Annotated in this window: 19 protein-coding genes; 16 read left to right on the plus strand and 3 right to left on the minus strand. The window is 71.0% G+C overall.

The features are described 5' to 3' along the window. Positions 1-26 precede the first annotated feature (26 nt). A complete protein-coding gene (locus ACQP2T_RS44250) occupies positions 27-3335 on the plus strand; it encodes a glucodextranase DOMON-like domain-containing protein (protein WP_433510838.1) in 3309 nt (1102 codons plus the stop codon). Here ACQP2T_RS44250 and ACQP2T_RS44255 read toward each other — a convergent pair. Next, positions 3307-3945, minus strand: a complete 639-nt coding sequence (locus tag ACQP2T_RS44255) for a TetR/AcrR family transcriptional regulator (protein WP_433510839.1) — start codon at positions 3943-3945, stop codon at positions 3307-3309. The genes ACQP2T_RS44250 and ACQP2T_RS44255 overlap by 29 nt on opposite strands. 113 nt (positions 3946-4058) lie before the next feature. On the opposite strand from ACQP2T_RS44255, the gene ACQP2T_RS44260 reads away from it, so the two are divergent. After that, positions 4059-5633: an MDR family MFS transporter gene (locus ACQP2T_RS44260; RefSeq protein ID WP_433510840.1), complete on the plus strand. Its 1575-nt coding sequence runs from the start codon at positions 4059-4061 to the stop codon at positions 5631-5633. A gap of 245 nt (positions 5634-5878) precedes the next feature. On the opposite strand, the gene ACQP2T_RS44265 is transcribed toward ACQP2T_RS44260, so the two are convergent. Beyond that, a complete protein-coding gene (locus tag ACQP2T_RS44265; protein ID WP_433510841.1) occupies positions 5879-6760 on the minus strand; it encodes a helix-turn-helix transcriptional regulator in 882 nt (293 codons plus the stop codon). A 228-nt stretch (positions 6761-6988) separates the two neighbouring features. Here ACQP2T_RS44265 and ACQP2T_RS44270 point away from each other — a divergent pair, with 228 nt between their 5' ends. The 4 genes from ACQP2T_RS44270 (at position 6989) to ACQP2T_RS44285 (ending at position 9159) form a co-directional block, all read left to right on the plus strand. Further along, complete coding sequence (locus tag ACQP2T_RS44270) at positions 6989-7363, plus strand: cyclophilin-like fold protein (RefSeq protein WP_433519911.1); 375 nt, start codon at positions 6989-6991, stop codon at positions 7361-7363. Positions 7364-7399: 36 nt separating this feature from the next. Continuing rightward, positions 7400-7681: a hypothetical protein gene (locus ACQP2T_RS44275; RefSeq protein WP_433510842.1), complete on the plus strand. Its 282-nt coding sequence runs from the start codon at positions 7400-7402 to the stop codon at positions 7679-7681. A 667-nt stretch (positions 7682-8348) separates the two neighbouring features. Beyond that, positions 8349-8741, plus strand: coding sequence for a hypothetical protein (locus ACQP2T_RS44280; RefSeq protein ID WP_433510843.1), 393 nt, complete (start codon positions 8349-8351; stop codon positions 8739-8741). A 103-nt stretch (positions 8742-8844) separates the two neighbouring features. Then, the gene (locus ACQP2T_RS44285; protein ID WP_433510844.1) at positions 8845-9159 is read left to right on the plus strand and encodes a DUF6289 family protein; all 315 of its coding nucleotides are present in this window, start codon (positions 8845-8847) and stop codon (positions 9157-9159) included. 61 nt (positions 9160-9220) lie between these two features. On the opposite strand, the gene ACQP2T_RS44290 is transcribed toward ACQP2T_RS44285, so the two are convergent. Next, positions 9221-10087 carry a fumarylacetoacetate hydrolase family protein gene (locus ACQP2T_RS44290; protein WP_433510845.1) on the minus strand — a complete coding sequence of 289 codons (867 nt, stop codon included), beginning with the start codon at positions 10085-10087 and terminating at the stop codon, positions 9221-9223. A 106-nt stretch (positions 10088-10193) separates the two neighbouring features. On the opposite strand from ACQP2T_RS44290, the gene ACQP2T_RS44295 reads away from it, so the two are divergent. The 10 genes from ACQP2T_RS44295 (at position 10194) to ACQP2T_RS44340 (ending at position 20699) form a co-directional block, all read left to right on the plus strand. Then, positions 10194-10895: a FadR/GntR family transcriptional regulator gene (locus ACQP2T_RS44295; protein WP_358173986.1), complete on the plus strand. Its 702-nt coding sequence runs from the start codon at positions 10194-10196 to the stop codon at positions 10893-10895. An 8-nt stretch (positions 10896-10903) separates the two neighbouring features. Beyond that, entirely contained in the window at positions 10904-11668 is a 765-nt protein-coding gene (locus ACQP2T_RS44300; protein ID WP_433510846.1) for an enoyl-CoA hydratase/isomerase family protein, read from the plus strand. After that, positions 11668-12846, plus strand: a complete 1179-nt coding sequence (locus ACQP2T_RS44305) for a CaiB/BaiF CoA transferase family protein (protein WP_433510847.1) — start codon at positions 11668-11670, stop codon at positions 12844-12846. The genes ACQP2T_RS44300 and ACQP2T_RS44305 overlap by 1 nt, the downstream gene beginning before the upstream one ends. Next, positions 12834-13877 carry a hypothetical protein gene (locus ACQP2T_RS44310; protein ID WP_433510848.1) on the plus strand — a complete coding sequence of 348 codons (1044 nt, stop codon included), beginning with the start codon at positions 12834-12836 and terminating at the stop codon, positions 13875-13877. Before ACQP2T_RS44305 ends, ACQP2T_RS44310 begins: the two co-directional genes overlap by 13 nt. Continuing rightward, a complete protein-coding gene (locus ACQP2T_RS44315) occupies positions 13874-14578 on the plus strand; it encodes an SDR family NAD(P)-dependent oxidoreductase (protein WP_433510849.1) in 705 nt (234 codons plus the stop codon). The genes ACQP2T_RS44310 and ACQP2T_RS44315 overlap by 4 nt, the downstream gene beginning before the upstream one ends. After that, entirely contained in the window at positions 14575-15621 is a 1047-nt protein-coding gene (locus ACQP2T_RS44320) for an aldose 1-epimerase family protein (RefSeq protein ID WP_433510850.1), read from the plus strand. The genes ACQP2T_RS44315 and ACQP2T_RS44320 overlap by 4 nt, the downstream gene beginning before the upstream one ends. Positions 15622-16003: 382 nt before the next feature. Next, entirely contained in the window at positions 16004-17398 is a 1395-nt protein-coding gene (locus tag ACQP2T_RS44325; protein ID WP_433510851.1) for a family 2B encapsulin nanocompartment shell protein, read from the plus strand. Between the two features lie 21 nt (positions 17399-17419). Further along, complete coding sequence (locus ACQP2T_RS44330) at positions 17420-18694, plus strand: family 2 encapsulin nanocompartment cargo protein terpene cyclase (RefSeq protein WP_433510852.1); 1275 nt, start codon at positions 17420-17422, stop codon at positions 18692-18694. 40 nt (positions 18695-18734) lie between these two features. Further along, a complete protein-coding gene (locus ACQP2T_RS44335) occupies positions 18735-19589 on the plus strand; it encodes a geranyl diphosphate 2-C-methyltransferase (RefSeq protein WP_433510853.1) in 855 nt (284 codons plus the stop codon). A gap of 102 nt (positions 19590-19691) precedes the next feature. Further along, positions 19692-20699 (plus strand): LacI family DNA-binding transcriptional regulator, encoded by a 1008-nt coding sequence (locus ACQP2T_RS44340; protein ID WP_433510854.1) that lies wholly within the window; start codon positions 19692-19694, stop codon positions 20697-20699. Positions 20700-20737: the final 38 nt, after the last annotated feature.

The following is a 20737-nucleotide window of genomic DNA, read 5'->3' on the forward strand; positions in this document are numbered from 1 at the left end:
AAAGGGCGGACCCGAGGGGGCACGGCATGGCCACGGTTCGACGATTCACACTCGCCCTCGTCGTATCCGCCGCGTTGGCCGGGCTGCCCGCCGCGCCCGCCATGGCCCGGGGTCCCGCTCCGGCCGGGCCGGGCGTGGCGTCCCACTTCGGGTCGGCGCGCAAGGACTGCGTCGGTACGGCCGCGGGCCGGGCCTCCAAGGTCTGGTACACGGTCGCGGGCGGCGTTCTGTCCGACGTCTACGAGCCGACCATCGACAACACCAACGTCGAGACGATGCAGTTCGCCGTCACCGACGGCACGACGTTCACCGAGTTGCAGTCCCGCGACACCACCTACAAGGTGAGCACCGACCGCTCCGGCATGACCTGCACGATCACCTCGTCCAGCAAGACCGGCCGCTACCGCCTGACCACCACCTATCTCACCGATCCGGACAGCGACGCCGTCGTGGTCAGGACCCGGCTCCAACCGGCCGGACTGCGCCTGTACGTACGGCTGGACGCGAGCGTCAACGGCAACGGAGGCGGCGGCACGCCGAACGGCGGGGCCGACAGCGGCGTGGTCGACGGCCCGACCGGCGCCCCGGTGATCTCCGACCCGAACACCGAGACCTCCGCGCCCGCCCGCGACTACGCCGTACCCACCCACCTGGCGCTGCGCGCCGAGCGGCGGCTGCCGCAGGCGGGCGTCGGCTACGCGGGCACCCCCAGCGACGGCGCCGCGCAACTGGACGCCGACCACGCGCTGACCCCCAACACCAGCGCCCCGGACGGCAACGTGGTCGCCACCGCCCGGCTGCCCCTGGACGGCTCGGGTGCGGTGACCTTCGCGCTCGGCTTCGGCCGTACGGCGACCGCCGCGTTGCGGACCGCGGGCGAGGCCGCCGCCCGGCCGTTCGAGACCACCCGAGCCCGGTACGAGGCGGGCTGGGCCACCTACGACGCCGGGCTGCGCAAGCCGCCCGCCTCGCTGGCCGACGCCTACCTCTTGTCCGCCAACGTGCTGAAGGCGAGCGAGGACAAGACCTTCCCCGGAGCCGTCGTCGCCTCGCTGGCCAGCCCATGGGGCCAGGCGGTCGGCGCGGGCGAGAAGGTGGGCGGCAAGGCGGTCTATTTCGGGTCGTACCGCGAGGTGTTCGCCCGTGACCTGTACGAGGCGTTCACCGGTTTCCTCACCGACGGCGACCTGGCCACCGCCCGCGCCACGGCACGCTTCCTGCTGGAACGCCAGCAACTGCCCGACGGCCGCCTGCCGCGCAACTCCCTGCTGAACGGCCGGCTCGCCCCCGACTCGGGCGGCGACCAGCTCGACGAGAGCGCGTACCCGATCCTGATGGCCCACCAGGCCGGGATCGGCCCGGAGCTGTGGGAACACGTCCGCCAGGCCGCGGACTTCCTGGTCGCGCACGGGCCCGCGTTCGGCGTCGAGCGGTGGGAGGAGCAGCAGGGCTACTCGCCGTCCACGATCGCGGCCGAGATCGCCGGTCTCGTCGCCGCCGGCGAGATCGCCGCCGGCCGCGACGACCAGGGCCGGGCCAGGCTCTACCGCGCCACCGCCGACCACTTCGCCCGCTCGGTCAAGGGCTGGACGGTCACCACGACCGGCCCGTACGCCCCCCGCTACTTCCTGCGCCTGTCACGCACCGGCGACCCGGACGCCGCCGCCCCGTACAACCTCGGCAACGGCGGCCCGACGGAGGACCAGCGCCGGGTGGTGGACGCGGGGTTCCTGGAGCTGACCCGGCTGGGCATCCTGCCTGCCACCGACCCCGATGTCCTGGCCAGCCTGCCGGTCTTGGACCGGGTGATCGGGCGTACGACGCCGAACGGCCGGGGCTGGTACCGCTACGGCTCCGACACCGCGGGCACCGAGGACGGCTACGGCGACTGCTATGAGCCCGACCCCACCTCCTGCGCCCCGTCCGGGCGCCCCTGGCCCACCGCGAACACCGGCTCGGGCCACCTGTGGCCGGTCCTGTCCGGCGAACGGGCCGAGCAGGCGTTGCAGACCGGCGACCCGCGTACGGCGGCGTCCCTCCTGGCGGCGATGCGGGCCATGTCCTCCGGCACCGGCCTGGTCCCGGAGCAGGCGTGGGAGAACCCGGACCTGGCCGCCGCGCCGTACGGCACCGACCCGGCCACCGCCTCGATCGGCTTCCGCGACGGCGAGCCCGCCGGTTCGGCCTCCCCGCTGACCTGGGCGCAGGCCCAGGAGGTGCGGCTGATCCTCTCGCTCGCGGCGGGCCGCCCAGCCGAGCAGCCCGAGGTCGTACGCCGCCGCTACGCCGCCCACGGCATGCCCGGGACGGCGCCGCTCACCGTCACCGCCCCGGCGGAAGGGAGCACGGCCACCGGCACGTCGGTCACGGTCGAAGGGACCACCGCGCCCGGCGCGCGCGTGGATGTCGCGGCCACGCCCATCGACATCGGCGCCGCCACCAAGGTCGTCTCGGTACGGGCCGGAGCCGACGGCCGCTTCACCGCCCAGGCGCCGGTCTCGTTCGGCGAGGTCGTGCTCACCGTGACCGCCACAACCCCCGACGGCCACACAGTGACCGCCACAAGCGCCGCCACCTCCGACGTCGACCGCACCGGGTACGCCCGGCGGTCGATCGTCGGCGACATCACCGGTGCCACCACCGTGCTCGACGTCACCGACCCCGACGGCGACGACGACGGGCCGGGGACCTACGCCTACCCGACGGCCGCCGACTTCCACGCGGGCGCCTTCGACCTGCGCAGGTTCCAGGTGATCACGGACGCGAGCACCGTCTACCTGCGCGCCGAGATCGCCGACCTCACTCCCACCTTCGGCAGCCAGATCGGCGCCCAGCTGCTCGACGTCTACGTCCAGGACCCGGCGGTGACCACGCGCTCAGCTGATCCGGCGTTCCCGCAGCGCAACTACCGCATCGCCGAGCAGGACGCCTGGTCACAGCGGGTCGAGGCGCAGGGCTTCGCCGCCCCGGTCTGGGTGACGGCCACCGGCGCCGCCCGGACCGGGGCCGCCGTCCGCGGCTCCGGCACCACCCGCACGATCACGATCGCCCTGCCCAAGGCGGACTTCGGCACGCCGGGGCCCGGCTGGCGGTTCGCGGTCGTGCTCGCCGGTCAGGACGGGTTCAGCGCCGACCAGGCCAGGGGTTTCACCGCCACTCCCCAGCCGTACCAGTTCGGCGTGTGCGCCCCCGGCGGGACCGCTCCCCTGTGCTCCGTCGACCCGGGCGGCGTGCCCAAGGCCGTGGACGTGCTCACCCCGGCCGGACAGTCGCAAGCCGACGAGCTGAACCCGCTCCTCGGCCCGGTCACTCTGCGGGCGGTTCCGGTCCCCTGAGGCTGAGGAGAGGCAGGTCGGGGAACAGGTGGCTGACCAGGAGTGTCGCCGTGCGCATCGCGGCGGTGACGATGTCGTCGTTCGTCGCCTCGGTGCCCTGGGCGGCCAGCACGGCGCTGTGCACGCTGAGCAGGGCCAGCCGGACGCTGAGCTGATCCTGCACTGAGGCTGCGGGCCCCAGGATGAGCCGGGTGGCCCGGTCGGTCCGTTCCAGCGGGCTGCTCTGGCCAGTCGGCATGGCCGTCTTCAGCGCGGTGTGGTTGGCGACGGCGAACCGCATGTTCCGCACCCCCTGCCGGCTGCTCATCGTGAGCCACCGGCTCAGGAGCTCGGCGGCCAGCTCCGGGGAGTGCGGCTGCCCGGCCGCCCAGTCGAGCAGCTCGTCCATCGCGCGCATGTGGTCGGTGAAGAGGCTGACGATGACGGCCTCTTTGCTGTCGAAGTGGTAGTAGAGCGCCGCCTTGGTGATGCCCAGTTGCTCGGCGATCTCGCGCATAGAGGTGGCGTCGTAGCCGTGCTCGGTGAACAGGGTCAGCGCGGCCTCCTGGATCTCGGCTCGCGTCTGGCTGCCCTTGCGCCGCGCACCCGGCGCCGACTCCGTCTTGGTCATGGCTCTTCCCTCTTGCTCCAAAACTGTTACACAGCCTATTTGCCTACCGGCCGGTTAGCAAGTACGCTTGCCGACCGACAGGTAAGTTCTATGGAACGACAGGAGTTCACGTAATGGCCAAGGACAGCGCGGACACCGCCTCGGGAGCGGAAGAGCAGGTCGGGTTAGGGTTCACCCACCGTCAGATCCTGGTGACCATGAGCGGTCTGGTCGTCGCCATGCTGCTGGCGATGCTGGACAACATGATCGTCGCCCCGGCGATTCCCACGATCGTGGGCGAGCTGGGCGGCCTCAAGCACCTGGCATGGGTGACCACCGGCTATGTCCTGGCCTCCACCGTGGCCACGCCGATCTGGGGCAAGCTCGGCGACCTTTACGGCCGCCGCGTGATCTTCACCACCGCGGTGGCGATCTTCCTGCTCGGCTCGGTGCTGTGCGGCGCGTCCCAGGATATGGCACAGCTGATCGCCTTCCGCGCCGTCCAAGGGCTGGGCGCGGGCGGGCTGATGGTCGGCGTGCTGTCGATCATCGGCGAGATGATCCCGCCGCGCGACCGCAGCAAGTACCAGGGCGTCATGATGGCCGTCATGCCGGTCGCGATGATCGGCGGCCCGCTCATCGGCGGTTTCATCACCGACAACCTGAGCTGGCGCTGGGCCTTCTACGTCAACCTGCCGCTCGGCCTGGTCACCCTGGTCCTGTGCTGGATCACCCTGGCCAAGCTGCCCAAGGGCACCGGCAAGGCCGTGATCGACTGGTGGGGCACCGGCCTGCTGACGATCTGGATCACCGCCCTGGTGCTCGTCACCAGCTGGGGCGGCACCCAGTACGAGTGGGGCTCGGGGCAGATCCTCGGGCTGATCGCCCTGGCCGTGGTCGCGTTCGTCGCCTTCATCTTCGTCGAGCGGCGCGTGGCCGAGCCGATCATGCCGCTGCGGGTCTTCAAGAGCCTCAACTTCTCGCTGTCCGGCGCGGTCGCCTTCATCTCGGGCTTCGCGATGTTCGGCGCGATGGGCTTCCTGCCGCAGTTCCAGCAGTTCGTCCAGGGCTCCTCGGCCACCAACAGCGGCCTGCTGCTGATGCCGATGATGATCGCCTCGATGGCCGTCAGCCTGGCCGCCGGCCAGCTGATCAGCAAGACCGGGCACTACAAGTCGCTGCCGATCGTCGGCTCCATCCTGGTCACCGCTGGTCTCGCGCTCTTCGCCACCATGGACACCGGCACCTCCACCACGGTGACCGCCCTCTACATGGTGGTGCTCGGCGCCGGCATGGGCGCGCTGATGCAGACCAGCACCCTGATCGCGCAGAACAGCCTCGCGCTGCGTGACATGGGCGCGGGCACCGGCGTGTCGACCTTCCTCCGCAACATGGGCAGCTCGCTCGGTGTCTCGCTGCTCGGCGCCGTCTACACCAGCCACCTGGCCGACACTCTCACCGGCACTCCCGCCGTAGCCGGCCAGGCCGCCTCGATGACCCCGCAGCTGCTGCGCGGCCTGCCCGAAGCGGTCCGGCACCTGTTCCAGCAGGCTGTCACCAACGGCATCACCGCGCTGTTCACCTGGGGCGCGGTCGTGGCCGCCATCGGCATCGTGGCCGCCCTGTTCATCCGCCAGGTCCCGCTGCGCGGGGCCGTCAAGCCGCAGGCGGCCAGCACCGAGGCCGAACCGGTCGCGGTAAGCAGCTGACCCGAAGGTGACCGCCCCCTGGGCGGTCACCTTCGACCGGCCGCCCAGGGGTGCGAGAAAGGCGAAGGCTGACCCGGAAATCTGAAGGATCGTGCCGGCGGCCCCAACGACTCGGACGCACCCGCCTGGCATCCCTTTGCTCCGGCATGCCCTCATTTCCAGTCCCTGGGCCCCCGGCGACGGCATTAAGCCCGCCAACTTCGCCCGCGACCACCGCTACGACTTCCCGCACGCCTTGTCGCTGGTCAGGTGCGTTCGATACGCGGGTGGTCGGTGTGGTCGTGGGTGGCGGCCCAGGAGGCGAGCAGGCGTAGTGCGTCTTCGGAGGGGGAGCCGGGTTCGGCGGCGTACAGCGTCATGGTGAGGTCGGGCTCGGCGCGCAGGTCCATGCTTTCGTAGGCGAGGGTGAGGTCGCCGACGACGTGATGGCGGACGTGCTTGACGCCGGTGCCGTGGATGAGGACGTTGTGGGCTCCCCACCGGCGGCGGAAGTCGTCACTGCGGGTGGACAGCTCCCCGACCAGATCGTGCAGGCCCTTGTCATGCGGGTCCTTGCCGGCTGAGGTACGCAGGTTCGCCACGCACATGTCGGCGGCCAGGTCCCAGTCGGGGTAGAAACAGCGGGCCGAGCTGTCGAGGAAGGTGAACCGGCCGAAATTCGGCGGTCTGGTGGGATCGGCATAGACATCGCAGTACATGGCCCGTCCCAGGTGGTTGGCGGCCAGCAGGTCCATCCGGTTGTTGCCGATGATCGCCGGGGCGGTGGTGATCGTGTCGAGCATCCATTGCAGGCTGGGCCGTGCCGTCGGCTGCTTGGGGCGGCGAGGACGCAGGATCGCGTTGCTGCCGTCGGCCTCGTGCGCGAGGCGGAGCAGATGGACGCGTTCGGCGTCATCCAGCTGCAGGGCGCGGGCGAGCGCGTCGAGGACGCCGGACGAGACTCCGGCCAGGGAGCCGCGTTCGAGCTTGGCGTAGTACTCCACGCTCATCCCGGCCAGGGCGGCGACCTCACTACGCCGTAGTCCGGGGACCCGGCGCCGGCCGGCGGCGGGCATGCCCGCCTGCGCGGGGGTGATCTTGGCGCGCCGCGAGGTGAGGAATTCGCGCACCTGGAGCCGGTTGTCCATGACCCGACGGTACGACAGCCGCCGACAAGTTGGGATGTACTGACAGTGCACCCATCAGGAGTGACTTCCTCACCCGGGTCGGCTCCGACTTTGCTGGCTGCCATGACCGATGCCGCTTGGGCCCGCTGCCTGGCCGTTGCCCTGCTGACCGCCTCGGTGGTCGGATGCTCTGTCCCGGCAGACCCGCCCATCACCGGATTCGGACCACCGTCGGGTTCCGCGTCGGGGATGCCGGTGGTCCTGCGGTTCGGTGACCATGCCGTCGCCGCGACATTGACCGACACGCCGCCGTCGCGGCAGTTCACCGCGATGCTGCCGATGACCGTACGGCTGACGGACGCGTGGGGGCAGGCGAAGGCGGGGCGACTGCCGCGGGCACTCACGGCCGAGGGCGGCACGCCGGTCCATGTTCCGGCCCCGGGCGGCATCTACTTCTGGCCACCGAGCGGGGTGATCGCCATCTACTACGACGACCTCGGCCAGGCGGTGCCCGACCCGGGCCTGATCCGCCTCGGCGCCGTCGAGGCCGGCCTGGACAGGCTCGCCGACGCGGGCGACCGGGTCACGGTCCGGATCGAGTCGGCCGCCACGACCGACTCCTGACCTGGTCGACGCATCCCGTACATGGAGGGAACCGGCGTGACCCCCACGCCCACGAACGTTGACCTGACGGCAACCCCGACCGGTCGCCAGTCGCCAGGAGCGCGCGAACAAACTGTCGGCCGCGCCCTCGCGGTCGTCCTGGGCCTGCTCACCATCTTCGGTCCGATCTCCATGGACCTCTACCTGCCCGTCCTGCCCGCGCTCACCGCCGAGCTCGAATCGGCCACCTCGACCGCGCAGCTGACCATCACCGCTTGTCTGCTCGGGCTGGCCCTCGGACAGCTCGTCGCCGGTCCCCTGTCCGACCGATACGGTTAGCGCCGCCCCCTGCTGGCCGGCGTCGCCGCGTACGTGCTCACCTCGGCGTTGTGCGCGATGAGTCCCACTCATCGCCACCCGGTTCGTCCAGGGCCTGGCCGGCGCCATCGGCATCGTGATCGTGACGTCGGGGTACGTGGCCGTCTCGCCGGACAGCCGAGGTGCCGGGAGCCGCCCTTTCCACTGCAGAGTGACCTTGGCGGCGCCTTCGCCCACCGTGATCAGGTCGGCATGACCCGACCCGCCGTCCGAAGTCAGGCTCGCACGGTCCGACCCGCCGTCCGGGGCCAGGCTCGCACGGTCCGGCCCGCCGTCCGCGGTCGGGGCGGGGCGGCCCGAGCCAGGCATGGGTGCTCCGGAAAGTGTGCGGGTAGCGTGGTTCACCGTCTGGATGAGCGTCATGCCCTCCACGCGGTACGAGGTCGGCACCGCGTTGCCGTTGGCGTCCTTGGCCCAGGGCAGGTCGATCTCGGCGAGGTAGATGTCGTTGTTGTAGATCAGGACGGTGCGGTCGTCCTCCTCGACCTCCAGCTCGCTGCCCTCGGGGGCGGAGATCGGGAATCGGTACTCGGTCGGCGCCGAGGCGTCCTTGATGATGGTCATCGCCCGGGCGATCTGGCCGGTGCGCTGGTGCGCGTAGGCGACGCTGGGCTGCTTGGCGGCGTAGGTGACCAGGCCGGGCAGCGGCTGGCTGCCGTCGCCGGCGGCCTCCGGCATGCCGATGCCGATGTCGGTCTCGCTGACGGTCGCGACCAGGGTGCGGTCGGGGTCCGTCGCGATGGCGAAGGGCCGCTGGACGTCGCCCTCGGGGATCTCGGTGGGCGGCGTGGTCCTGGCCTCCTCGACGATCTCGGGGACGACCTGGGTGAGCGCGGCGAGGGCGGGGTCGGTGTCCGCGAAGGCCGGGGTTCCGGCGGAGTTCACGGAGCTCAGGGCAAGAATCGCCGACATGACGGCGACGACGGCCCGGGTGGGGATGCGGACGAATGTCCTTCCACTATCGGTGGGGGCAACGCACAAACGCCGCAAACGTAAAGATCATTATTGGCCGGTTAGGTGATCTTGGATGGCCGGACGGTAAACGTTTGCTGTCGTCAGCTGTCCCGCCACGGAACGCGATGGAACGCCCTCCTTTTGGAGAACTCACAGGAAGGGACGTCTCAATGATCAGATCCAGCCGCCCGCGCGGCGTCGGCTTCGTCCTGGCATGGGTGCTGGCCGTCCTCGTGGCCGCCGCCGTCGCCGCCGCGCTCACGCTGCTACCGGCGAGCACCGCGTCGGCCTCGGCGCCCGTGCCCGAGCCGACGACCTTCATCTCGACTCCCCCGGGCGGAGGCGACGTCCTGCTCGTCATGGACTACTTCGACGGGAACGACAAGCTCGTCGGCCAATTCTGGCGAGGCTGCGGCCAGCCGTCCGGAGGCTGGGGCGTACGCCAGGGGATCCTGCGCATCTTCACTCCGCCCTGCGGACCATAATCACAACGACGACGGGCCGGGCACCGAAGACGGTGCCCGGCCCTGGTCATGCGTGCCCGTCTCAGCCCATGGCGGCCAGGCCGTGCACCACGGTGCTGGTCAGCGTGCCGATCTCGGCGATGCCGATGGTCACCGTGTCACCGTCGCGCAGGGTGAACGGCAGGTCGGGCACCAGGCTGGTGCCGGTGGAGAGCACCGCCCCGTCGGGGAAGACGTCGGCGCGGAACAGGTAGCCGGCCAGGTCGTCCAGGCGCCGGTGCAGCTCCGAGGTGGACGCCTTGCCGTCCCACACCGTCTCCCCCGCCCTGGCGATGGTCAGCGTGATGTCCAGCGCGTACGGGTCGGCCACCTCCCACACGGGCCGGATCGCCGGGCCGACCGCGCACGCGCCCAGGTAGATCTTGGCCTGCGGCAGGTACAGCGGGTTGACCCCCTCGATCGTGCGCGAGCTCACGTCGTCGACCACCGTGTAGCCCGCGATCTCGCCCGCGGAGTTCAGCACCAGGCCCAGCTCCGGCTCCGGCACGTCGATCTCCGAGTCGGCGCGCACGGCGATCCGGCCGCCGTCCCCCGACACCTTCCAGGCCACCGACTTGAAGAACAGCTCGGGCCGTTCGGCGTCGTAGACGAGCTCGTACACGTCGGCCGCCCGCTCGCTCTCGGTCACCCGCGCCTCGCGCGAGCGCCGGTAGGTGACGCCTGCGGCCCACACCTCCATCAGCCCGTCCACGGGCGCGAGCCTGCGCACGGACGCGGACGGGTGGCGCGGGCCGGCCGCGGCGGCGCACCGCTCGCGTAGCTCCGCGACGGGCAGGCGGAGCAGCTCTCCGACGGTGGTGACCCCGTCCAGCTGCGTCACCTGGTCGCCGTCGTCGACGCCGACCGCGTCCGTGCTGGTCAGCGGGCTGACAAACCGTACGATGTGCATGACACTCCCAGCTTCATCTGATGAAGTCCGAACTTCATCAGATGAAAGTCTATGAAAAAACCGACCGTCCCGATACTGTGCCAAACATCCGAATACGGAGGAAACCGTGGCAACTGATCCTTACCCGGACACGGCTCGGCACGCTCACGTCGTGCACGCCCTGGGTGCCCGGATCGTCGACGGTTCGCTGGTGCCCGGCACGCCCATCCCGATCGAGGAGCAACTGGTCAACGAGCTCGGCGTGGGCCGCTCGGCCGTACGGGAAGGCGTGAAGGTGCTGGCCGGCAAGGGCCTGCTGGAGACCAGGAGAAGCGCCGGGACCCGCGTCCGGCCGCGCGAGTCCTGGAGCCTGCTCGACGCCGACGTGCTGAGCTGGCGGTTCGGCGCCGACGCCCAGGCCGGGGACATCCGGGTGCTGGCCGACCTGCGCGTGGCGCTGGAGCCCGGCGCGGCCCGGGTGGCGGCCGAGCGGGCGGACGCGGCGGCCATCCAGCGCATCGACGAGGCCCTGGCCGCGCTGCACGCCACGGCCGACGACCCCGACCCCTTCATCGACGCCGACCTGGCCTTCCACCGGGCCGTGTTCGGCGCCGCCGACAACGACCTGCTGCTCTACATCTACGACATGATCAGCATCGCCCTGCGCTCGGTACGGCAGGTGCACACCCGATCGGTCGCGCACAACAAGGAAACGCTGCCCAACCACGAGCGCGTAGCCGTGGCGATCCGGCGCCGCCATCACCGCAAGGCCGAGGAGGCCATGCGCGAGGTGGTCGAGGTCGCCCGCGCCGACGCGCTCCACTGCTGAGGGAATCCATGGACGTCCTGCTCGACGTGGACGGCGCGGTGGCCGTCATCACCCTGAACAGACCCGCCAAACTCAACGCCATCACCCCTGAGATGGCCGGCACGCTGCGCGCCTGCCTCGACCGCGTGGACGCCGACCCCGCCATCCGGGTGGCCGTGCTCACCGGCGCCGGGGAGCGCTCCTTCTGTGTGGGCAGCGACATCCGCGAGCTCGACGCGTACGCCACTCCGTGGGAGTTCCGCAACCGCGGCGACTACGGCGACGCGGTCCGCGCCCTGCGCAAGCCCATCGTCGCCGCCGTCAACGGCTACGCGTACGGCGGCGGCCTGGAGCTGGCCATGGCCTGCGACATCCGGCTGGCGGCCACGACCGCCACGTTCGCCGCGCCCGAGATCAAGCTCGGCTGGATCGGCGGCAGCGGCCAGTCCGCCCTGCTCGCCCACTCCGTCGGCCCCGGCAACGCGGCCACCATGCTGCTCACCGGCGACCCGATCGACGCCGCGCGGGCCAAGGACTGGGGGCTGGTCACCGAGGTGCTGCCTCTTGACGAGCTGCTGCCGGCCGTACGAGAGCTGGCCGGGAAGATCGCCGCCCGGCCGCCGATCGCCGCCCAGACGGCAAAAGCCAACCTCAAGGCGGCGTACACCATGCCGCTCGACCAGGCCATCCAGTACGAGCGCGACCTGCAGACCGTCTGCATGGCCACCGCCGACGCGGCCGAGGGCCGGGCCGCGTTCGCCGCCCGCCGCGAGCCGGTCTTCGAGGGGCGCTGATGGGCGTTCTCGACGGTTACCGCGTGGTCGACCTGTCCATCGCCATGGCGGGCCCGCTGGCCGCCATGCGCCTGGGCGACCTGGGCGCGGACGTGATCAAGGTGGAGCCGGTGACCGGCGAGTGGCAGCGCCACGCCCCCGCGGGAGGCGCCACGGGCAACCGGGTCAACGCCTCGTTCCTGTCCCTCAACCGCAACAAGCGCAGCCTGGCGGTGAACCTCAAGTCGGACGAGGGCCGCGACATCGTCCACCGGCTCGCCGCGACGGCGGATGTGTTCCTGCAGAACTACCGGCCCGGCGTCGCCGAGCGCCTCGGCATGGACCACGACACCATCAGCGGGCTCAATCCGCGCGTCGTCTACGTCTCCATGTCCGGGTACGGCGAGAGCGGCCCGTACGTGACCCGGCCGGGCCAGGACCTGCTGCTACAGGCCATGAGCGGCGCCATGCTCAGCACCGGCCGCGACGGCGACCCCCCGGCGCCCGCCGGCACCTACGCGATCGACGCGATCACCGCCTACAGCGCCTTCGAGGGCGCCCTGGCCGCGCTGCTGCACCGCGAGCGCACCGGCGAGGGCCAGCGGGTGAGCGTCAACATGCTCGACGCGGCCATCGCCGTGCAGATGCAGGAGCTGTCGGTCTTCACCGTCGGCGGGGTCCCGCAGCGGCGCGGGCGCGAGCCGCACGGCCACACCTACATCCGCGCGCCGTACGGGGTGTTCGCCACCAAGGACGGCTACCTCGCACTCGGCATGCCCAGGCTCGACGGGCTGGCCGTCGCGCTCGACCTGCCTGAGCTGGCCGATATGGACGGCCACACGCAGCGTGACGAGATCACCTCGACCGTCGCGCGGCGGCTGCCCGAGCGCACGACCGCCGAGTGGCTGGACATCTGCGCCCGCCACGACCTGTGGGCGGGCCCGGTGTACGGCTACGCGGAGCTGGTGGCCGACCCGCAGGTCCGGCACAACGGCTCGTTCGTCACCTACGACCATCGCACCGAGGGCACGGTCACCACGCCCGGCTTCCCGTACGGCCTCAGCGCCGCCCCGCCCCAGGTACGCAGGGGCGCGCCGCTGGTGGGCGAGCACACCGCGGAGATACTCGGCGAGCTGGGCTACCCGGCGGAGCGCGCCGCCGAGCTGGTGGAGAAGGGCGTGCTGGCGTGCGCGGACTGACCTGGGACCACCCCCGCGGCCACGCCCCCCTCGACGAGCTCACCCGTCTCGACCTGGCCGGGCCGAACCCGTACAGGGATGTGCCCGAGCCGATCGAGTGGGACCGTCAGCCGCTCGAAGGCTTCGAGTCCGAGCCGATCGCCAAGCTCAGCGCGTCGTATGACGTGCTGGTGATCGACCACCCCGGACTGGGCGCGGCGCTGGACTCGCTGGTGCCGATGGACGAGCTGTTCGCGCCGCCCGAGCTGGCCGACTTCCGTGCCCGCGCCGTCGGCCGCTCCTATGAGAGCTACCACCTGGACGGGCGCCAGTGGGCGCTGCCGCTCGACGCGGCCGCCCAGGTGGCCGCCGCCTGGCCGGGCACGCACATCCCGGAGACCTGGCCCGAGACGGTGGAGTTCGCGCGGAAGGGCGGGCGGCTGGCACTGTGCCTGGGCGGGCCGCACGCCTTCCTCATGTTCTGCGCGCTGTGCTCGGGCGACTTCCTCGACCGTGAGGCGGGACTGCGGGCGCTGGAGCTCATGGCCGAGCTGCTCGCGCTGGCCGACCCCGAGGTCTCGTTGCGCAACCCGATCGGCGTCCTGGACGCCATGGCGGCGGGCGGGCCCGACCTCTGCCCGCTGGTGTACGGGTACGCCATCTACCCGCTGGCCTTCGCCGACGCCCCCGCCTGGCCCGGCCTGGCGCCGGGGAGCGTGCTCGGCGGCACCGGGCTGGCGGTCTCCAAGAGCCGGGTGCGCGACGCCGGCACCAGGGACGCCGTACGAGCCCACCTGCGCCGGTTGCTGTCGGAGCCGGTGCAGACCGGGCTGTTCCCCGCCACCGGCGGCCAGCCCGCCGCCCGCTCCGCCTGGGACGCCTCGGGCTTCTACCGCGACACCCGCGACACCGTGGAGGCGGCCTGGATCCGGCCGCGCTTCCCCGGCTACATCGGCAAGCAGGAGCGGACCTCCGCCTTGCTCCGCGACGGGCTGACCGCCCGCAGACCGGCCAGAGACCTGCTCGACGACCTGCACAGGGAGTGGACATGACCACGGCGCTGGTAACCGGCGCGGCCGGCGCGCTCGGCCAGGCGATCGTGCGCCGCCTGACGGCCGACGGCCACCAGGTGGCGGCGCTCGATCTCGACGCCGGCTCGCTCGGCGGCGCGCTCAACCTGACGGCCGACCTGCGCGACCCGGCCGCCGTCGAGGACGCCTTCACCCGTACGGCCGCCGCGCTCGGGCCGGTCGGCATCCTGGTCAACAACGCGGCGATCTATCCCAGCAGGCCCTTCCTGGAGGTGCCGCTGGCCGAGTACGACGACGTGCACGCGGTCAACCAGCGCGCCTACTGGCTGGCGGCCCAGCACGCGGCCAGGCAGATGACCTCGCTGGGCGCCGGCGCGATCATCAACATCGCGTCGATCACCATGCACGGCGGCTGGCCCGACCTGGCCGCCTACGTCGCCACCAAGGGCGCCGCCACCGCCCTGACCAGGGCTCTGGCCCGCGAGCTCGGGCCGCGCGAGATCCGCGTCAACTGCGTCTCGCCCGGCGCGTTCCCCACGGCCGCCGAGGAGATCCATCCGGATCCCGAGGCGTACAACCGGTTCGTCCTCGAACGGCAGGCGCTCCAGCGGCGCGGCCGCCCGGAGGAGCTGGCCGCCGTGGTGTCCTTCCTGGCCGGCCCCGACGCGTCCTTCGTCACCGGCCAGACCATCGAAGTCAACGGAGGGTGGGTGATGGCATGACGCCGACCCGCAGGCAACTGGCGGAGCTCACCGGCGACCCGGCCGCCATGGGCGGGGTGCGCCTGGTGACGCTCGGCGACGGCGCCGAACGCGGCATCCGGACGCTGGAGTTCCGCACCGGCTCGGGGCTGGCCTTCGAGGTGCTGGTCGACCGGTGCATGGACATCGGCGCGGCCGAGCACGCCGGGCGGTCCTTCGGCTGGCGCTCCCCCACCGGCTTCCGCCATCCGGGGCTGCACGAGAACAACGACGAGGACGGCCTGTCCTGGCTGCGCTCCTTCTCCGGGCTCATGGTCACCGGCGGCCTCGACCACACGCTGTTCGGCGGCGAGGTCCCCGCCGGCACCTACCGATATCCGCCCCGCCAGTCCGTACGGCACGGCCTGCACGGCCGCGCGGGCAACCTGCCCGCCCGGCTGACCGGCTACGGCGAGCGCTGGGACGGCGACCGCTGCGTCCTGTGGGCCGAGGGAGAGGTACGGCAGGCGGCGGTCTTCGGCGAGAACCTGACCCTGACCCGCCGCATCGAGGCCGACCTGGGCGGGGACGAGATCCGGCTGACCGACACCGTGACCAACGCCGGGTTCGAGCCGACGCCGCACATGTTCCTCTACCACATCAACCTCGGCTGGCCGCTGCTCGACGAGGGCGCCCGGTTCGAGGCGGACATCCGCGAGACCCTCTGGCGGAGCGACAGCGTCGCCGAGCAGGGGGCCGACCACCTGACGCTGCCGGGGCCGGTGCCGGGCTTCGTGGAGCAGGTGTACGAGCACGCGCTGAACCCCGGCGCCGAGGGTCTGCACCGGGTCGCGGTGGTCAACGACCGGCTGGGCATGGCGGTCAGCGTGGAGTTCCGGGCGGCGCAGTTCCCGTGCTTCTTCGAGTGGCTGAACCTGCGCTCCGGCAACTACGCGATCGGCCTGGAGCCGTCCACCCACCACGTGGGCGGCGACGCGGCGGCCCGGGAGGACGGCAGCATGATCTGGCTGGGGGCTCAGGAGTCGCGCACCTACCAGACCACATTCAGGGTCGAAACGGCCTGAGTTCATGAGGAGGACCCGGTCCGCACCTGACTTTCGGTGCGGACCGGGTCCTCTGCTTTTCCGCCGGTAATTCACGAATTATCGGTTAAATCAGACGTACTTGGATGGCCGAATAGCCAGAGCGAGCCATTGATTGGCCGTGGAACGGCCTTTAGCATCGAAGACGCCTCGACCGGACCACCAGCGTGAAGGCGACGAGAATTTCGATGACCGAGAATTCGATGACAGAGCCGCTCACATTCCGCGCCACCACGACCGAGGAATTACCCGCGTCGATCTGGTGCTCTCCGGAAGAGATTTCCCACCCGTGCTCTCAAAGCCGCCGAAATCGGCCCGCTGATCCGACGGGTTTCATTCCATTATTCAGAGAGTGTGAGGAAACATGCCCCCCGAGCAAGCGGAACACCGGCTGAGCCTGGACACCCGGGCCGCGCGCAACCTGGCCACCACGACCAAGACCCGTCCGCAGATGCAGGCCATCACCTCCCGCTGGCTGCTGCGCATGCTTCCGTGGGTGGACGTGGCCGGGGGCACCTATCGGGTCAACCGCCGGCTGACCCACGCGGTGGGACGTGGCCGGGTCAGCGTGGTGCAGAACGGCGCCGACGACGTGTGGATCATCTCGGAGACGCTCACGGAGCTGCCCGCCCTGCGCGGGTTCGGCGACCTCGACGTGCTGAGCGCGCTCGCCTCGACGTTCACGGCGCGGCAGTTCCAGGCCGGGGAGGTCATCGTCGAGGCCGGGACGCCGGTCACCGAGACCTTCGTCATCGCCCACGGCCGGCTCAACCGGCTGTCCACCGGCCAGTACGGCGGCACGGTGGTCCTCGGCGTCATCGCCGACGGTGACCAGTTCGGCGACGAGGTCTTCGCCCAGGACGATGCCCGGTGGCCGTGCTCGATCCAGGCCACCACCGCCGGGACGGTCATGGTGTCGCCGCGCCGGGAGTTCCGGCGGCTGCTCGACCAATCGCCCGCCTTGCGGGAGCACATCCAGCGTTACCTGGAGGGCACCCGCAGACCGGTCAACAAGCGCGGCGAGGCGGCGGTCCACGTGGCCGCCGGGCACGTCGGCGAGCCGGACATCGGCGGCACCTTCGTGGACTACGAGCTCCACCCTCGCGAATACCCCCTGAGCGTCTCGCAGACCGTCCTGCGGGTGCACACCCGCGTGGCCGACCTCTACAACGAGCCGATGAACCAGTTCGACGAGCAGCTCCGCCTGACGATCCACGAGATCCGCGAACGCCAGGAATGGGAGCTGCTCAACAACCGTGAGTTCGGGCTGCTGCACAACGCCGACTACAGCCAGCGGATCAACACCTGGTCCGGCCCCCCGACCCCGGACGACCTGGACGACCTGATCAGCATGCGCCGCAAGACCCGCCTGCTGCTCGCGCATCCCAAGGCGATCGCGGCCTTCTTCCGCGAATGCAACAAGCGCGGCCTGACCGTGGGCAGCGCCAACGTCAACGGCCACGAGATCCCGGCCTGGCGCGGAATCCCGATCTTCCCGTGCGGCAAGATCCCGATCACCGACGGGCACACCAGCTCGATCGTGGCCATGCGCACGGGCGAGGAGGACCAAGGGGTGGTCGGTCTGCACCAGGTCGGCCTCCCCGAGGAGTACGAGCCCGGCCTGAACGTCCGCTTCATGGGGATCAACAGTCAGGCGATCATGTCCTACCTGGTCAGCGCCTATTACTCGACGGCGATCCTGGTGCCCGACGCGATCGGAATCCTGGAGAACGCCAACATCGCCGCCCCCCGCTCCTGACGATCATAGGAAGAGCGCCCCATGCCCGCAGACGACACCGCGGAACCCCCGGCCGCCATCCCACTGCCGACCGGCCCGTCCATCCGCCGACCCGCCGAACCCCGGATCCACGCCATACCCGACAAGTCCACCGAACCGGACGCGCTGGCCCGGATGGTGTGGGGTCCCACCGGCCTGGGCACCTCGGCGCTCCGAGTCCGGTCCGCGGACCGGTGGCCCCCGCACACGTTCTGCGAGCACGACGGGCACGAACCCCCGCAGCCGCGGCTGACCCCGGCGAGCACCGCGCTCACGTGCGACCTCGATCCGCTCGCCTACCGGGAGCGGGAGTGGGGCGATGGGTCCTATCCTCCGCTGTACTGCCCCGAGACCGTACGCGTCGACGAGGACCTGGGCGAGGAGGTCAACCGGCGCCTGGTGGCGTGGGCGGAGCGGATCGGGCTCCACGAGGGCCGGATGAAGGAGTTCAGCGACACGGGCTACGGCCGGCTGGCCATGCTCACGCACCCCGACGCCGACGACCCCGACATGCTGCTGATCGCGGCGCAGACGAACGCCGCCTGGTGGGCGGCCGACGACTACTACGCCGACGAGACCGACCTGGGCGCGACGCCGACCGAGCTGCCACCGCGGCTGGCCCTGGTGACCTCCGCCATGGACCCGCCGCCGCCCGCGGGCGACTACACCCGCCAGCTCGAGGAGGCGATCCTGGCCGACCCTGTCCTGGTCTCGCTGAGGTCGAGCATCAGCCACATCTCCCGCCACGCCTCCTCGTCACAGATCGGGCGCGTCTGCAACATCACTTCCCAGATGTACGTGAGCTGGGCGGCCTACGCGGCTTGGCGCTACCTGGAGACGCCACCACCGGTCTGGCGCTACCTCGCGGCACGTCAGCACGACAGCTTCTACACCTCCATGACCCTGATCGACATCGTGGGTGGCTACAACCTGCCCGCCGACCTGTTCTTCATGCGGCGCTTCCACACCGCGCTCATGCAGGCGGGCACCGCCAGCGTCCTGGTCAACGACCTGTATTCCGTCGAGAGGGAGGCCGCGGACGAACTCCCCGACTCCAACGTGATCCTGCTCATCGCGGCCGAGGAGAAGTGTTCCATCCGCGAGGCGACCGAACGCGCGGTCGCCCTCCACAACGATCTCGTCAAGGGCTTCGAATCCAGCCATCGCGCGCTCCTTTCCCTCCGGTCTCCCGAGCTCCACCGGTTCCTGCGCGGCGCGCAGGCGTGGATGGCCGGATGCCTCGAATGGCACGGCTCCACCAGCCGCTATCAGTCTTGACCGCACCCCCGGCAGTTCATTGATGAAGGGAATCCCTCAGGTGACCGCAACGCAGGACTCCTCCGTTCTCAGCAGCCTCTACCAGCGATCCGTCGCCGACTACTGGAACACCGAGCAGAATCCCGTCAACCTCCGGCTGGGCGAAGTGGACGGCATCTACCACCATCACTACGGCATCGGCGAGGTCGACTGGACGGTCCTGGACGGCCCCGCGGAGACCCGGGACGAACGCGTGATCAAGGAGCTCCACCGGCTCGAATCCGCGCAGGCCGACTTCCTCATGAGCCGGCTCGGCCCGCTCGAACCCCACCACCGGGTCATGGACGCGGGCTCGGGCAGAGGCGGCTCCAGCATCGTCGCCAACCTGCGGTTCGGCTGCCAGGTGGACGGCGTCTCCATTTCCGAGTCGCAGGTCGCCTTCGCCAACGAGCAGGCCAGGAAGCGCGGCGTGGCCGACAAGGTGCGCTTCCACTTCCGCAACATGCTCGACACCGGCTTCGAGTCTGGAACGTTCCAGGCGATCTGGAACAACGAGAGCACCATGTACGTCGAACTCTCGCTGCTGTTCGCCGAACACGCCCGGTTGCTGAGCCGCGGCGGCCGATACGTGTGCATCACCGGCTGTTACAACGACGCCTACGGCCTGCCGTCCCGGGCCATCAGCCAGATCAACGCGCACTACATCTGCGACATCCATCCGCGCAGCACGTACTTCAAGGAAATGGCGGCCAACCGCCTCGTCCCCATCAGCGTCGTGGACCTCACGCCCGCGACGATCCCCTACTGGGAGCTCCGCGCCCAGACCGCCCTGGCCACCGGCATCGAACAACCCTTCCTCGACGCCTACAAGAACGGCAGCTTCCAGTACCTCCTCATCGCCGCCGATCGCGCCTGACAGACGCGCCGTCCCGGCCGCCGGCGACGCGAACGTCGCCGGCGGCACCCCTCTCTGTGGCGGCGCTCAGAGGCGTGTACCGCGCGGTAAAGTGGTGTGATCGTGGTAACCCGTAACGACGTGGCGCGCCTGGCCGGGACCTCGCCCGCCGTGGTCAGCTATGTGATGAACAACGGCCCCAAGCCGGTGTCCGCGGCGACCCGGAGCCGGGTGCTGGCGGCCGTCGAGGAGCTGGGCTACCGTCCCAACGCCGTGGCCAGGTCCCTGCGCGCGCGGCGGACCTGGACGATCGGCGTCATCGCCTCCGACAGCGCGGGCGGCAAGAGCCCGTTCTTCGGCGAGTTCACCAGATCGTGCGAGGACGTGGCCTGGGAGCGCGGCTACTCCGTCCTGCTCGGCAACTCGGCCGAGGACCCCGCACGCGCCGAGGGCTATGTGCGCTCGTTCCTGGAGCGGCAGGTCGACGGCCTGGTGCTGATGCGGGTGCGCCCGTCGCCGCAGCAGGTCAAGGAGATGGAGGGCGGCATCCCGGTCGTGACGATCGACCACGAGGCGCCCCCCTACTTCTCCAGGCTGGCCGTGGACGATGAGGAGGGCGGCCGGCTCGCGGCCGCGCACCTGGCGGGGCACGGCCACACCCGGCTCGCGTTCATCGGAGGGCCGCTGGACATCGCGGCCGTCGAGCTGCGGCTGGCGGGGTGGCGCGGCGGGCTGGCCGAGGCCGGGCTCGACAGCTCACTGGTCGCGCTGGGCCCGCTCAGCATGGAAGGTGGCTATTCGGCCGCCGTCGAGCTGCTGGCCGAGCGGCCGACGGCGGTGTTCGCCACCACTGACCATCAGGCGATCGGCGCCATGCGCGCCGCCGCCGACCTGGGCCTGCGGGTGCCCGGTGACCTGGCGATCATCGGATTCGACGGGGCGCGCGAGTCGGCGTTCACCGTGCCGGGCCTGACGACGATCAGGCAGCCGATCGACGAGATGGCCCGCTTCGCCACGGAGACGCTGATCGCCGGGGTCGAGCAGGGCACCCACCAGCCGGTGACGAAGATCTACCCCGCCGAGCTCGTGGTCCGCGGCTCGTGCGGCTGCCAGGAACGGCAGACGCCTTAGGTGGCGTGACCCGCCGGACCGGCTGGCACCGGCTCTCC

Source organism: Nonomuraea sp. CA-143628 (assembly GCF_050942315.1).
GTDB lineage: Bacteria > Actinomycetota > Actinomycetes > Streptosporangiales > Streptosporangiaceae > Nonomuraea.

Coding starts and splice junctions, on each gene's coding strand:
- ACQP2T_RS44250 (WP_433510838.1), top strand. CDS start 27: ATGGCCACGGTTCGACGATTCACACTCGCCCTCGTCGTATCCGCCGCG.
- ACQP2T_RS44255 (WP_433510839.1), bottom strand. CDS start 3,945: ATGACCAAGACGGAGTCGGCGCCGGGTGCGCGGCGCAAGGGCAGCCAG.
- ACQP2T_RS44260 (WP_433510840.1), top strand. CDS start 4,059: ATGGCCAAGGACAGCGCGGACACCGCCTCGGGAGCGGAAGAGCAGGTC.
- ACQP2T_RS44265 (WP_433510841.1), bottom strand. CDS start 6,760: ATGGACAACCGGCTCCAGGTGCGCGAATTCCTCACCTCGCGGCGCGCC.
- ACQP2T_RS44270 (WP_433519911.1), top strand. CDS start 6,989: ATGCCGGTGGTCCTGCGGTTCGGTGACCATGCCGTCGCCGCGACATTG.
- ACQP2T_RS44285 (WP_433510844.1), top strand. CDS start 8,845: ATGATCAGATCCAGCCGCCCGCGCGGCGTCGGCTTCGTCCTGGCATGG.
- ACQP2T_RS44290 (WP_433510845.1), bottom strand. CDS start 10,087: ATGCACATCGTACGGTTTGTCAGCCCGCTGACCAGCACGGACGCGGTC.
- ACQP2T_RS44300 (WP_433510846.1), top strand. CDS start 10,904: ATGGACGTCCTGCTCGACGTGGACGGCGCGGTGGCCGTCATCACCCTG.
- ACQP2T_RS44305 (WP_433510847.1), top strand. CDS start 11,668: ATGGGCGTTCTCGACGGTTACCGCGTGGTCGACCTGTCCATCGCCATG.
- ACQP2T_RS44315 (WP_433510849.1), top strand. CDS start 13,874: ATGACCACGGCGCTGGTAACCGGCGCGGCCGGCGCGCTCGGCCAGGCG.
- ACQP2T_RS44320 (WP_433510850.1), top strand. CDS start 14,575: ATGACGCCGACCCGCAGGCAACTGGCGGAGCTCACCGGCGACCCGGCC.
- ACQP2T_RS44325 (WP_433510851.1), top strand. CDS start 16,004: ATGCCCCCCGAGCAAGCGGAACACCGGCTGAGCCTGGACACCCGGGCC.
- ACQP2T_RS44330 (WP_433510852.1), top strand. CDS start 17,420: ATGCCCGCAGACGACACCGCGGAACCCCCGGCCGCCATCCCACTGCCG.